Origin of the sequence: Bordetella bronchiseptica (assembly GCF_900636925.1) — a bacterium.
In the GTDB taxonomy this organism is placed as follows: domain Bacteria; phylum Pseudomonadota; class Gammaproteobacteria; order Burkholderiales; family Burkholderiaceae_B; genus Bordetella; species Bordetella pertussis.
The window spans coordinates 4950911-4964726 of the sequence record NZ_LR134326.1; the positions used below are offsets into that span (position 1 = coordinate 4950911).

The window sequence follows — 13816 nt, forward strand, 5'->3', positions numbered from 1 at the left end:
GCACAAACCAGATTCGGCATACACGCGCTTTTGATGCGCATTCGACGCAGTCTTTCCGGCACGGCTACACGCTGCCGGCCCATGCCGAAGCTCATCGCTTCCTGACCTCTTTCCTTTCGCCCCGCGCTTGAAGTTGCAAGCGCAATCCGCGCACGGTTGATTCGGTCGGCACGATGCTCCATCAACCGCTGCCCGGACCGACACCTTTTCCCTTGTTCGGCCTGGCGCATGCATATGCGCCGCTATATGCGGCAAGGAAAAGCTATGTCTTTCGAAGACTTGGGCTTGGCGCCCACTATTCTCTCGGCCCTGAGCGAGGCCGGTTTCACCGAACCCACTTCGGTGCAGGCCGCTGCCATTCCCCAGGCCATGGCCGGCGCCGACCTGATGGTCTCTTCGCAAACCGGTAGCGGCAAGACCGCCGCGTTCATGCTGCCGGCGCTCAACCGCATCGCCCACCAGCCCGGCAACAAGGGCGTCGGCGTGCAAGTGCTGGTGCTGACCCCGACGCGCGAACTGGCGCTGCAGGTCGCCGACGCCACGGCGTCGTATGGCCGCAACCTGCCCGGCCTGCGCACCGCCACCGTGGTGGGCGGCATGCCCTATGGCGCGCAGCTCAAGGCGCTGTCGCGCCGCGTCGACGTGCTGGTGGCCACCCCGGGCCGCCTGATCGACCACCTGAAAGCCGGCCGCGTCAAACTGAATACCGTGCACACCCTGGTGCTGGACGAAGCCGACCGCATGCTGGACATGGGCTTCATCGAAGATATCGAAACCATCATCGAGCGCCTGCCGAAAGAGCGCCAGACCCTGCTGTTCTCGGCCACCCTGGACGGCAGCGTGGCGCGCCTGGCCGAGCGCATGATGCGCGAGCCGCAGCGCATCGAAATCGCCGGCCATCGCCAGAAGCACGCCAACATCACGCAAAGCCTGCTGTACGCCGACGACGCCGCGCACAAGATGCGCCTGCTGGACCACGTGCTGCGCGACGCACGCCTGGACCAGGCCATCGTGTTCACGGCCACCAAGCGTGGCGCCGACGACCTGGCAGACCGCCTGGCCGACCAGGGCTTTGCCGCCGCGGCGCTGCATGGCGACATGAACCAGCGCCAGCGCACCCGTACGCTGGGCCAGCTTCAGCGCGGCCAGCTGCGCGTGCTGGTGGCGACCGACGTGGCCGCGCGCGGCATCGACGTGCAAGGCATCAGCCACGCCGTCAACTTCGACCTGCCCCTGCAGGCCGAGGATTACGTGCACCGCATCGGCCGCACCGGCCGTGCCGGCCGCGACGGCCAGGCCTTCACGCTGGCCACGCACGCCGAACGCCACAAAGTGCGCCGCATCGAGCACTACATCGGCCAGTCGATCAACGCCGAAGTCATCGCCGGCCTGGAGCCGCAGCGCACCCCGCGCCCGAGCACGGGCGGCCCGCGCCGCGGCGGCAAGCCGATGGGCGGCAAGCGTCCCGGCGGCTACGGCGCGCCGCGCGAGTTCGGCGATCGGCCCCAGCGCCCCTATGGCGACCGTCCGCAACGCGACTTCGGCGATCGGCCCCAACGCGACGCCAGCGACCGCCCGCAGCGCAGCTTCGGCGATCGGCCCCAGCGCGATTTCGGTGACCGGCCCCAGCGCCCTTACGGCGACCGTCCGCAACGCGATTTCGGCGACCGTCCCCAGCGCCCCTACGGCGACCGTCCGCAGCGCGACTTCGGCGATCGTCCGCAGCGCAGCTTCGGTGATCGTCCCCAGCGCGATTTCGGTGACCGTCCCCAGCGCGACATCGGTGACCGTCCGCAACGCGACTTCGGCGACCGCCCGCAGCGCAGCTTCGGCGACCGTCCCCAGCGCGAAGGCGGCTGGCATGGCGCCCCGCGTGAAGGCCGTTCGTTCGACAAGCGCCCCGGCGGCCCCGCCAAGCGCTTTGCCAAGCCGGCCGCGCCCCGCCGCGGCTAAGGCCTGAACCAACCGGACCATGCGGCGCGGGCCTGCCCGCGCCGCTGCGCTCCACCGGGCGTTTTCCCTTCATGGGAAAATAGCAGCCATGCAACGCCCTGCTTCCTCTTCGCTTCCCCCTCTCGACCCTGCCGCCAGCGCGCATAGCGCGAGCGTGGCCCGGCACCTGCGTGCGGCCATCGCCGCTGCCGGCGGCTGGCTGCCGTTCTCGCAATGGATGTCGGCCGCGCTGTACGCGCCCGGGCTGGGTTATTACACCGCGGGCGCCACCAAGCTGGCCTCGCCCGCCGATGCGCAAGGCCCGGCCCTGCCGGCCGGCGACTTCGTCACCGCCCCCGAACTGACTCCGCTGTTCGCCGCCACCGTGGCGCGCCAGATCGCGCAGGTCCTGCGCGCAACCGACACCGCCAGCGTGCTCGAATTCGGCGCGGGCACCGGCGCGCTGGCCGAAGGCGTGCTGCGCGCGCTCGCCGGCCTGGACTGCCCGGCGCGCTACCTGATCGTGGAAGTCTCGGCCGATCTGCGGCAACGACAGCAGTCCCGCCTGGCGCCATTCGGCGATCGGGTGCAATGGCTGGACCAGCTGCCCGATGCATTCGCCGGCTGCGTGCTCGGCAACGAAGTGCTCGACGCCATGCCGGCCACGCTGTTTCGCTGGAGCGAGACCGGCGTGGTGCAGGAGCGTGGCGTCACCGTGGACGCCGACGGCGAATTCGCCTGGCAGGATCGCGACGCCGACGCCCCCCTCGCGCAAGCCGTGGCGCAACGCATGCCGCCGCTGCCCGGCTACGTATCGGAAATCAACCTGCAAGCCGAGGCCTGGGTCCGCGGCATGGGCCTGTGGCTGCAACGCGGCGCGGCGCTGCTGCTGGACTACGGATTTCCGCGCAGCGAGTACTACCATCCGCAACGCGCCGGCGGCACGCTGATGTGCCACCTTCGCCACCATGCCCACGCGGACCCATTCGTCGCGCCGGGCCTGCAGGACATCACCAGCCACGTCGATTTCACCGCCATGGCCGATGCCGCGCTGGCCGGCGGCCTGCAGGTGCTGGGCTATCTGTCGCAGGCGCGCTTCCTGGTAAACGCCGGCCTGCTCGACGCGCTTTCGCAGCTGGATCCGGCCGATGCGCGCGCCTACGCGCAAGCCGTGGCGCCGGTGCAGAAACTGCTGTCCGAAGCGGAAATGGGCGAACTGTTCAAGGTGCTGGCCGTGGGCCGCGACATGCCCGAACCCTTGCTGGGCTTTGCCCGCGGCGACCGGCGCGGCACCCTGTAGCGCCGGCGCAATCCCTACGCGCCGCCCAGCGCCTGCAAGCGCGCCTGGCGCAGCGCCGGCTTGATGCGCGCCGGATCGCCGGCGCATTGCCGCGCGATCGCGCCGGCGTCGATGGCGCGCACGGCCTGCACGCGCGCGCGCCAGGCGGACAGGTCCACCGGTGCCACGATCGCCGCCGCCTGCAGCAGCGCGTCGAAACGCTCGGGCTTGCGCAAGGCGTCGCAGCGCTCGATCAGGTCCAGTTGCGCGGCCGGCGTCGCGCTGGCGGCCAGCGCGTCGACCGCCAGCGGCAGCAGGCGAGCCTGATCCATGCATTCGACCGGCGCGCGCAGCCGGCGGCCCAGCGCGTCGCGCTCGGGCGTATGGCGGCACAGCAAGGCATAGCGGCCGGCCAGCGGCAGGCCCGCGGCCGCGGCGCGATCGATCTCGGCGCGCACCGCCGCGTCGTCGTGCAACTCGGGCATCACGCGCGCCAGCGCGCCGGCCCGGGCCAGCACATCCAGCATGCGCGACGGCGCCTGCGCCATCAACCCGCGCGACACTTCTTTCCAGACCCGCTCGGGCACCAGCGCATCGGCCTCGCCGGCCTCGACCATGCGGCGGCACAGCTGCATGGTTTCCGGCGCGATGCTGAAGTCGCCAAAGCGCGCGGCAAAACGGCCCAGACGCAGGATGCGCACCGGGTCCTCGGCGAAGGCCTCGCCCACGTGGCGCAGCACGCGGGCCCGTACATCGGCCACGCCATCGAGCGGGTCGACCAGTTCGCCCTGCGGCGTGCGGGCGATCGCATTGACCGTCAGGTCGCGCCGCTGCAGGTCCTGCTCCAGCGTAACGTCGGCGCCGGTGTAGAAGGTGAACCCCTTGTAGCCGCGTCCCGACTTGCGTTCGGTGCGCGCCAGCGCGTATTCCTCTTTCGTGCGAGGATGCAGGAACACGGGGAAATCGCCGCCCACCGGGATGAAGCCGCGCCGCGCCATGTCCTCGGGCGTGGCGCCCACCACGACCCAGTCGCGATCGCCGGCCGGCAGGCCAAGCAGGCCGTCGCGCACCGCGCCGCCGACGATGTAGACCTGCAGTCCGGCAACGCCCGGATCGTCGGTCCTGCTCATCGCTGGTTGGTGGCCAGGGCCGCCTGCGGCGGCACGATGCTGCCCAGGCGCTCTTTCAGCGATTGCGGTTGTCCGCTGAACATGGCGGCGTAGTACACGGCGTTGGACATGACGTTCTTGACGTACAGGCGCGTCTCGTTGAACGGAATGGTTTCGGCGAAGATGGCGCCTTCGACCGGGTGGCCGAACGAGGCGCGCCAATTGCGCGGACGGCCCGGCCCGGCGTTGTAGCCGGCGCTGGCCAATACCTGGGAACCATCCAGCCCCTGCAGCACGATGTTCAGGTACTGCGTGCCGAGCTCGGTATTGACGTCGAAATCGTTGACCGAGCCGGGCCGGAAATCGCTCATGCCGATCTTGCCCGCCACCCATTTGGCGGTGGCCGGCATCAGCTGCATCAAGCCGGACGCGCCCGCGTGCGAGCGCGCATCCATGATGAAGCGCGATTCCTGGCGGATCAGGCCATACACCCAGGCCGGGTCCAGGTCGATGGCGCGCGCCTTGGCGCTGACCCGGCCTTCGAAGGGCGCAATGAAGCGCTGGCTGAAATCGAACTGCTCGGCGGTGCGCTCGGAGGTATTGACCACGCGGTCGTAGATGCCCTCGGCGCGCGCCAGCTCGGCGGCGGCGAACAGCTGGCGGTCGGACATGCCGCGCAGCGAGAAATTCCACTCCGGCACGGCTTCGGCGCGCCAGCCCAGGCGGAACAGGTAGATCGCGCGGCGCAAGCCGGGATGCGCGCGGGCCTCGGCGATCTCGGCATCGGTGACCGGCGCGGGCGCCGGCGGCACGGTGATGCGGCGGCCCAGTTCCTCGGCGGCCAGCTGGCCATAGAAATTGAACTGGTCGGCGATGCTGGCATAGGCCTGGCTGGCCTGCTGGTCGCGGCCCAGCGCGGCCTGGCCGCGGGCCTTCCAGTACACCCACACGGGCTCGGCCTGCTGCGACGGCGGCATGCCCTCGATGGCCTCGATGACCCATTTCCAGTCGATGCGCGGCTGGCGCAAGGCCGAGCGCACTTTCCAGGCATGGCTGTACTCGGTCATGCGCACCGCGCCCGCTTCGCGGTACCACTCGTAGGCGCGCGGATCCTGGTTGAGCACCGCCACCAGCGCGTACTGGCTGCGCACCCAGGCCAGGTTCTGCCTGGGCAGGTGGCGCGACCATTCGCGCCGCAGGTACGAGTCCGCCACGCTCACATCCGACTTGTTCAGGCGGGCCAGGGCCAGCGTGACCAGCTCCTTCTCGTTGCGCCCGACCGGCGACTTGTCCTGGCGGACCAGCCACTTCATCGGGTCTTTCATCATCTGGTCGTAGCTCTTCTGGTCTTTCGGCTCGAAGATGTATTGCGCCAGCTTGCGCGCATCGGACAGCTTGCCGGCCTCGATGGCGTCGCGCAGCTGCGGCTGGATCTCGTCCCAGCCCAGCACCCCGTCGGCCACCAGTTGGTCGTACAGGGCCCAACAGGCCGTACCCGGCGCGAACGCCGCAACGGCCTCGGCGGCGCTGGCGCGCTGCCCGGTCATGTGGCGCGCGTCGAGCCCGGCGCAGGCGATCTGCGCATTGCCCTGCTTGACCGGCCCCAGGCGGCGCACGGTTTCGAAGTCTCCGGCGCGCGCCGCCGCCTGGATCCAGTCGCCGCGCAGGCGGTCCTCCAGGTAGCTGCCGGCATGCGCGGCCAGGAACCGTTGCAGTTCCGCGTCCGGCCGGCGGCCGCCGGGCGGACTCCAGAGCTGGTAGCGCAGCAGCCAGTACTCCGGGTACATGCCCAGCGGATCCGTCCTGGCTTGCGGCGCCAGGGCGCCGAGCACGGACCACTGCTTGCGCTGGGACGCTTCGCGCGCGGCCACCACGGCCTGCTGGGCGGGAGTCTGCGGCGCCGGCGGCAAGCCGGCCAGCACCGCCGGCGGCACCGCGATGGGCCGCCTGGCCTGTTCGGCATCGGGCGCGGCCTGCATCGACACGGCGGCAGGCGCGGCGCTGGCCGCGGCGCGTTGCTGCGCGTCCACCGGCGCACAGGCCGCCGTGAAAAGCGCCAGCACCGGCAGCCAGCCACGCATGCCGTCGGCCGCGTCACGGAGCGCCAATTTCTGATACCGTCTTGCTTCAAGCACTCGTTTCATCGCCAGGCCCGCATGCACACTCAAAATACCGCCAAGAATACCGCAGCCGCGCTGCGCGCGCGATTGCGGCAGTCCCGGGCCGAGCTGACCAGCAGCCAGCGCAGCCGCGGGGCGCTGTTGATGCGCGGACGTCTGTTCACCTGGCTCAACCTCGCCTGCGAACAGGCCGCCACCCAGGGCCGCCCCCTTTCCCGCGTGGCCGCCTTCTGGCCCATGGAAGACGAACCCGACCTGCTGCCCCTGCTGGAGCAATGGGTCGAATCCGGCATCGCCGTCTGCCTGCCCGCCGTCCAGGAGCGCGACGCCCCACTGGTGTTTCGGGACTGGACGCCCGACAGCGCCATGCGCACCGGCGCGTATGGCATCCAGGAGCCCGCAGCCGGCCCGGCGGTGGTGCCGGACGTGGTGCTGGTGCCGACGCTGGGCTACACCCTGGACGCCGCTCGCCTGGGTTACGGCGGCGGCTACTACGACCGCACGCTGGCCGCCTGGCAGGCCGCCGGCGCGTCGCCGACCACCATCGGCATCGCCTGGTCGGAAGGGCTGCTGCCGGATGACTACCAGGCTGCCGCGCACGACATCGCCCTGGACGCCATTCTCACGCCCGACGGCTGGGTGCCGGGCGCTCCCCTGGTGGCCAGCGGCGCCGCGGCCGGCCACCGCAGCGCCGGCAGCCGTTTCCTGCTGCGCTGAACACGCCAACCCGGGCGGCCCGTCCTCCCGGGGTTTTCCCTAGGGTCGATGTACCCCCCGTCTCCGACGCCGGCCGCGGCCAGGGTCGGGGCCAGGCCGGCGGAAATATCGCAATTCATTGATTCATAAGCAGTTCTTGGCCGGCTATGGCGCAAAACAGCCCCTGCGGCGGCGCGCCACGCGCGCCACATAAATCAAACGAATATGGCGAATAAATAAATAGAATTTTTCTTATGTGCAGTGGTGGCCGTATAACAACGGCGGCCACCGGGCAATCGTGCCGGCCATCCGCCAGTCATACGAGAGAAACATGCAGGGGAATCACCAAACGGCTACCCATCAGCCGGTGCGCGCGTCCATCGCCGCATTCGTCGGCACCATGATCGAGTGGTACGACTTCTATATCTACGCCACGGCAGCCGCCCTGGTATTCGGCAAACTGTTCTTCCCATCGGTCGACGGCTTCTACGGCACCCTGGCCGCGTTCGGCACCTTCGCCGTGGGCTTCCTGGCGCGTCCGCTGGGCGGCGCGGTATTCGGCCATATCGGCGACCGCATCGGCCGCAAGAAGTCGCTGGTCATCACGCTGCTGCTGATGGGCACGGTCACGGTGCTGATCGGCCTGCTGCCCACCTACGCCTCCATCGGCATCTGGGCCCCGATCCTGCTGGTGGCGCTGCGCTTCATCCAGGGGATTGCCGTGGGCGGCGAGTGGGGCGGCGCCGTCCTGATGGCCGGCGAGCATTCGCCCGACCGCAGCAAGCGCACCTTCTTCGCCTCGTTCGCGCAGCTGGGCAGCCCGGCCGGCCTGATCCTGTCGATGCTGATGTTCAAGCTGGTGACCTCGCTGGACGACGCCGCCTTCATGGACTGGGGCTGGCGCGTGCCGTTCCTGTTCAGCGCCGCGCTGCTGGTGGTGGGCTTCGCGATCCGCCTGAGCGTGAACGAGTCGCCCGACTTCCTGGCCGAGCAGGCCGAGAAGGCGCGCCTGAAAGACGCCGCCGCGAAGCAGGCCGCCGACAAGGCGCCCATCGTGGAAGTGCTGCGCGGCGCCTCCGGCCTGCTGGCCCTGGCCGTGGGCGCCAACGTGCTGGGCATCGCCGGCTTCTACTTCACCAACACGTTCATGCTGGCCTACACCACGCAGTACGTGGGGCTGAGCCGCGGCGTCATCCTCGACTGCCTGCTGGTGGTGTCGGTGATGCAATTCATCATCACGCCGCTGTCGGCCTACATCGCCACCCGCATCGGCAGCCGGCGCTTCCTGCTGATCACCTCGTTCCTGTCGATCTTCACGCCGTACGTGATGTTCAACATGGTCGACCAGGGCACGTTGACCAGCCTGACGCTGGGCGTGGGCCTGGCCGTGGTCTGCCTGGGCGCCTACTATGCGGTGATCGCCGGCTACGTGAGCGACAGCTTCCCCACCCGCATCCGCTATACCGGCATTTCCATGGCCTACCAATTGTCGGGCGCCATCTTCGGCGGCCTGACGCCCATCCTGGGCACCATCCTGGCCGAGAAATTCCAGGGCCACTGGTGGCCGCTGGCCCTGCTGTTCAGCGGCATCTCGCTGCTGTCGATGATTTCGGTAATCTTCCTGGCCAACCATCGCACCGATGCGGTGACGGCCCCGCTGCGGAGCGCATGACATGAAAGCCTTCTACCATCCCGACCAGAAGCTGCACCACCCGCAAACCTATTTCTCGCGCGGCAAGATGCGCACGCCCCAGGAAGTGCCGGCGCGCCTGGACGCCCTGGCCGAAGCCGCGCGCAAGCTGAAGTTCGACGTGCGCGAACCGGCCGACGCCGGGGCCGGCGCGATCGGCGCGGTCCATTCGCTGGACTACCTGCGCTTTCTGCGGGAGGCGCATGCACGCTGGAAACAGTTGCCCGATGACTGGGGCGACGAAGTGGTGTCGAACGTCTTCGTGCGCGAGCCCAACGCCCTGCGCGGCGTGCTGGCGCAGGCGGCCCGCTACCTGGCCGACGGCAGCTGCCCGGTCGGCCCGCATACCTGGCAGTCGGCCTACTGGGCGGCGCAATGCGCCATCTCCGGCGCGCAGACCCTGCTCGACGGCGAGCGCCATGCCTACGCGCTGTGCCGCCCGCCCGGCCACCATGCGCGGCGCGACGCCGCCGGCGGCTTCTGCTATCTCAACAACGCCGCCATCGCCGCGCAGATGCTCACGCAGCGCTACAAGCGCGTGGCCATCCTCGATACCGACATGCACCATGGCCAGGGTATCCAGGAAATCTTCTACGAGCGCAGCGACGTGCTGTACGTGTCCATCCATGGCGATCCGGAGAACTTCTATCCGGTGGTGGCAGGCTTCGAGAACGAGCGCGGCGCGGGCGAAGGCTATGGCTACAACGTCAACCTGCCCATGCCGCACGGCTCGCCCGAGCCGGTGTTCTTCGACCGCCTGCAGCAGGCGCAGCGGGCCATCGAACTGTTCCAGCCCGACGCCCTGGTGCTGTCGCTGGGCTTCGATGTGTTCGAGAAAGACCCGCAAGCCATGGTGGCGGTCAGCGCCAATGGCTTCGAGCGCCTGGGCCAGGCGATCGGCGCCTTCAAGCTGCCGACGCTGATCGTGCAGGAAGGCGGCTACTATATCGAGGGCCTGGAGGACAACGCCGAGCGCTTCTTCGCGGGCCTGGCCAAGGCCTGAGGTCCCGCCTGTCGATCCGGAAAAGGCGGCCGCGGCCGCCTTTTTTCATGCCTGCCCCAAACCATGTCCGCCAGCCCTGCTCCCAAGAAATCCGCCGCGGCGCTCGCTCCCGAGCGCCTGGACTGGAACCTGTTGCGCACCTTCATGTTCGTGGTGCAGGAACGCGGCGTCGGCCGCGCCGCGACCGCGCTGCACCTCAGCCAGCCCGCCGTCAGCCAGGCGCTCAAGCGGCTGGAGCAGGCGGTAGGTGGGGTGCTGCTCTACCGCCGCAGCGGCGAGTTCCGCCTCACCAACCTGGGCGAGGAAATCTATCGCCTGGCGCGCGAGATGTACGGCATGGTGGCGCGCGTCGAGGAAGCCGCCACCCAGGACGAGGACGATATCGCGGGCACCTTGCGGCTGCTGGTGATGAGCAAGATCCAGAGCACGGCCTACGACGATTTCCTGGCGCACTTCCACCGCCGCTATCCCAAGGTGGAGTTCTACGTCGACGTCATGCAAAGCGCCGCCATTCTCGACGCGCTGGCCAAGCGGGTGCCGGCGCTGGGACTGTGCCTGTGCCGCAAGGCCATCGACACGCTGGAACGGCGCCTGTTCCTGCGCCATCGCTACGTGGTGGTGTGCGGCCGCCACCATCCCTTCTTCTCGCGCCGCAACGTGCGCGTCGAGGACCTGATGGACCAGAACTTCGTCTGCTTCGCCAGCGACCAGCTGGGCGACACGCTCTCGCCGCTGACGATCTTCCGCGACCAGCAGGGCTTCACCGGCCGTATCGTGGGCACCTCGCCCTATCTCGAGGAAATCCGCCGCATGGTCGTGGCCGGCGTGGGGCTCAGCTTCCTGCCCGAACACCTGATCCGCCAGGACGTGCTGGCCGGCGAACTGCGCCGCCTGCCGCCCGAGCACAACGTGGCCGAGATCGAGGTATTCCTGGCCTGGCACCGGCAGCGCAAGCTGAGCGCCGCCGAACAGGCCTTTCTGGCCGCGTTCGAGCGCTTCCTGCACCGCACCCCGCTGGAGATGCGGGCGCGCTGAGCCCGTCCTCTCAGGGCAATCCCCATCGGCCAGCGCCAAGCGCGCCCAAGGGCGCGCCGGGCGCTAGGCGTTGAGCGCCTTCCAGATGCCGAGCGTGGCTTCGGCGTGGTTGAGCGTGTAGAAATGCACGCCGGGCGCGCCGTTTTCCAGCAGGGTCTGGCACAGCTCGGACACGACGTCCAGGCCGAAGGCGCGGATCGAGGCCTTGTCGTCCCCGTATTCGGCCAGGCGCAGGCGGATCCAGCGCGGGATTTCGGCCCCGCACATCTCCGAGAAACGCACCAGCTGGGTGTGGTTGGTGATGGGCATGATGCCCGGCACGATGGGTATGGCCACACCCTTGGCCTGCGCGCGCTCGACGAAATCGAAATACGCGTCGGGGTTGAAGAAGTACTGCGTGATGGCCGCGTCGGCGCCAGCCTGCACCTTGTTGACGAAATGCGCCAGATCGGCCGACGGACTTTCGGCTTGCGGATGCATCTCGGGGTAGGCGGCCACCTCGATATGGAACCAGTCGCCGGTTTCCTGGCGGATGAAGGCCACCAGATCGCTGGCGTAGCGCAGTTCGCCCGCGTCGCCGCCCATGCCCGAAGGCAGGTCGCCCCGCAGCGCGACAAGCCGACGCACGCCCTGCTCGCGGTAGGCCGCCAGGATGTCGCGCAGCTGGTCGCGCGTGGCGCCGATGCAGGACAGGTGCGGCGCCGCGTCGCAGCCGAGATTGCGCAGCGTGCGCACGGTGTCGGCCGTACCGGCGCGCGTGGAACCGCCCGCGCCGAAGGTGACGCTGACGTAGCGCGGCTGGATCGCCAGCATCTGCTTGGCCGCGCGCACCAGGCGCTCCTGGGCGGCGATGTCGCGCGGCGGGAAAAACTCCAGGCTGAAAGCGGGAGCAGTGGATTGGGTCATCAGGGGATCAGTTTGGTCAGCAGGCCGGCGATGATGCTGTACAGGATCGCTCCCGCCACGGCCCACCAGAACCCGTTGACCTGGAAGCCGCGCAGCACGGAGCCGGCGAACCAGAACAACAGGGCGTTGAGAATGATCAGAAACAGGCCGAGCGTGACTATGGTGATGGGCAGCGTCAGCAGGACCAGCACCGGCTTGACCAGCATGTTCAGCAAGCCGAGCACCAGCGCCGCCACCAGCGCGGAGCCGAAGCTGGCCACCGTGATGCCGGGCAGCAGATAGGCCACCGCCAGCAGCGCGACCGCATTGAGGATCCAGACCAGAATCAGAGCCATGTTCGATCTCCTTGGTATGAGACGGGCAGCGCCACGATGGCGCGGCCCCGCCCCTATTGTGCTACATCAATCAATAGCGATAGTGGCCCGGCTTGAAGGGCCCTTCGACCGGCACGCCGATGTAGTCGGCCTGCTGTTTGCTCAGCGTCGACAGCTTGGCGCCCAGTTTCTTCAGATGCAGGCGCGCCACCTTCTCGTCCAGGTGCTTGGGCAGCACGTAGACCTGGCCCGTGGTGTAGGCCTCGTTGCGCGTGAACAGCTCGATCTGCGCGATGGTCTGGTTGGCGAACGACGAAGACATCACGAAGGACGGGTGGCCGGTGGCGCAACCCAGGTTCACCAGGCGGCCCTTGGCCAGCAGGATGATGCGCTTGCCGTCGGGGAAGATCACGTGATCGACCTGCGGCTTGATCTCTTCCCACTGGCAGTTTTCCAGCCCGGCGACGTCGATCTCGTTGTCGAAGTGGCCGATGTTGCACACGATGGCCTGGTCCTTCATGGCTTCCATGTGCTGGCGCGTGATGACGTGGTAGTTGCCGGTGGCGGTCACGAAGATATCGGCGTGCGCGGCGGCCTCTTCCATGGTGACGACCTTGAAGCCTTCCATCGCGGCCTGCAGGGCGCAGATCGGATCGATCTCGGTCACCCACACTTGCGCGCGCAGCGCGGCCAGCGCCTGGGCGCAGCCCTTGCCCACGTCGCCATAGCCGGCCACCACCGCGATCTTGCCGGCCACCATCACGTCGGTGGCGCGCTTGATGCCGTCGACCAGCGACTCGCGGCAACCGTACAGGTTGTCGAACTTCGACTTGGTGACCGAGTCATTGACGTTGATGGCGGCGAAGGCCAGCTCGCCCTTTTGCGACATCTGGTACAGGCGATGCACGCCGGTGGTGGTTTCCTCGGTCACGCCCTTGATCTGGGCCAGGCGGGTCGAATACCACTTCGGATCGCGCGCCAGGGTTTCCTTGATGGCCGCGAACAGCACGCGCTCTTCCTCGCTGCCGGGCTTGGCCAGCACCGAGATGTCCTGCTCGGCGCGCGCGCCCAGGTGCAGCAGCAGGGTGGCATCGCCGCCGTCGTCCAGGATCATGTTGGCGTGGCGGCCTTCGGGCCATTCGAAGATCTTATGGGTGTACTGCCAGTACTCCTCGAGGGTTTCGCCCTTGATGGCGAACACCGGCGTGCCGGTGGCGGCAATGGCCGCGGCGGCGTGGTCCTGGGTCGAGAAGATGTTGCACGAGGCCCAGCGCACTTCGGCGCCCAGCGCCACCAGCGTTTCGATCAGCACGCCGGTCTGGATCGTCATGTGCAGGCTGCCGGCGATGCGCGCGCCCTTGAGCGGCTGGCTGGCGGCGTACTCGTCGCGAATCGCCATCAGGCCGGGCATCTCGGTCTCGGCAATGGCCAGCTCGCGGCGGCCCCAGCCGGCCAGCGCCATATCGGCGACGATATAGTCGGCAACGGATTTATCGGTTACAGCATTCATGGTGTGGCTCCACGTGAAAGTCGAACGGCGCGCAATGAAGCCGGACAACGCGTAGCGCCATGATCCGCACGGCGCGTACTCGCCTTTCCCGCTTCATGCGACAAAGGTGAGCGCCGTTGCTGCGGCGCCGCGCGATGCGCGGCGCGTGAACAAGGATTTCCTGAGCCTGGCGACCGGCATGCCGTGGACACGGCCCGGGTCGTCGCAGCGCTCCTCAGGGAT

General features: G+C 68.7%; 11 protein-coding genes and 1 riboswitch. Of the genes, 6 read left to right on the plus strand and 5 right to left on the minus strand.

Annotated features, from left to right (window positions below; translation table 11 throughout):
• Positions 1-228: 228 nt before the first annotated feature.
• On the plus strand, positions 229-1953 hold the full coding sequence (locus EL288_RS23150; protein ID WP_003807214.1) for a DEAD/DEAH box helicase: 1725 nt from the start codon (positions 229-231) through the stop codon (positions 1951-1953).
• 19 nt (positions 1954-1972) lie between these two features.
• Entirely contained in the window at positions 1973-3232 is a 1260-nt protein-coding gene (locus tag EL288_RS23155) for a class I SAM-dependent methyltransferase (RefSeq protein WP_003807212.1), read from the plus strand.
• A 14-nt stretch (positions 3233-3246) separates the two neighbouring features.
• Here the strand turns inward: EL288_RS23155 and EL288_RS23160 are convergent, their stop codons facing one another.
• Complete coding sequence (locus EL288_RS23160; protein ID WP_003807209.1) at positions 3247-4341, minus strand: CCA tRNA nucleotidyltransferase; 1095 nt, start codon at positions 4339-4341, stop codon at positions 3247-3249.
• Positions 4338-6464: a lytic transglycosylase domain-containing protein gene (locus tag EL288_RS23165; protein WP_003807207.1), complete on the minus strand. Its 2127-nt coding sequence runs from the start codon at positions 6462-6464 to the stop codon at positions 4338-4340. Before EL288_RS23165 ends, EL288_RS23160 begins: the two co-directional genes overlap by 4 nt.
• 12 nt (positions 6465-6476) lie before the next feature.
• On the opposite strand from EL288_RS23165, the gene EL288_RS23170 reads away from it, so the two are divergent.
• From EL288_RS23170 to EL288_RS23185, 4 genes are all read left to right on the plus strand, one after another.
• Positions 6477-7157: a 5-formyltetrahydrofolate cyclo-ligase gene (locus EL288_RS23170; protein WP_003807206.1), complete on the plus strand. Its 681-nt coding sequence runs from the start codon at positions 6477-6479 to the stop codon at positions 7155-7157.
• Between the two features lie 277 nt (positions 7158-7434).
• A complete protein-coding gene (locus EL288_RS23175) occupies positions 7435-8808 on the plus strand; it encodes an MFS transporter (protein WP_003807204.1) in 1374 nt (457 codons plus the stop codon).
• A gap of 1 nt (position 8809) precedes the next feature.
• Complete coding sequence (locus EL288_RS23180) at positions 8810-9829, plus strand: histone deacetylase family protein (protein ID WP_003807202.1); 1020 nt, start codon at positions 8810-8812, stop codon at positions 9827-9829.
• A 63-nt stretch (positions 9830-9892) separates the two neighbouring features.
• Entirely contained in the window at positions 9893-10864 is a 972-nt protein-coding gene (locus EL288_RS23185) for a LysR family transcriptional regulator (protein ID WP_003807201.1), read from the plus strand.
• A gap of 63 nt (positions 10865-10927) precedes the next feature.
• On the opposite strand, the gene metF is transcribed toward EL288_RS23185, so the two are convergent.
• The 3 genes from metF to ahcY form a co-directional block, all read right to left on the minus strand.
• Positions 10928-11770 (minus strand): methylenetetrahydrofolate reductase [NAD(P)H], encoded by an 843-nt coding sequence (gene metF, locus EL288_RS23190; RefSeq protein WP_003807199.1) that lies wholly within the window; start codon positions 11768-11770, stop codon positions 10928-10930.
• Positions 11770-12105, minus strand: coding sequence for a phage holin family protein (locus EL288_RS23195; RefSeq protein ID WP_003807198.1), 336 nt, complete (start codon positions 12103-12105; stop codon positions 11770-11772). Before EL288_RS23195 ends, metF begins: the two co-directional genes overlap by 1 nt.
• Positions 12106-12175: 70 nt before the next feature.
• Positions 12176-13594 carry an adenosylhomocysteinase gene (gene ahcY, locus EL288_RS23200; protein ID WP_003807196.1) on the minus strand — a complete coding sequence of 473 codons (1419 nt, stop codon included), beginning with the start codon at positions 13592-13594 and terminating at the stop codon, positions 12176-12178.
• 101 nt (positions 13595-13695) lie between these two features.
• Positions 13696-13816: riboswitch (S-adenosyl-L-homocysteine riboswitch) on the minus strand.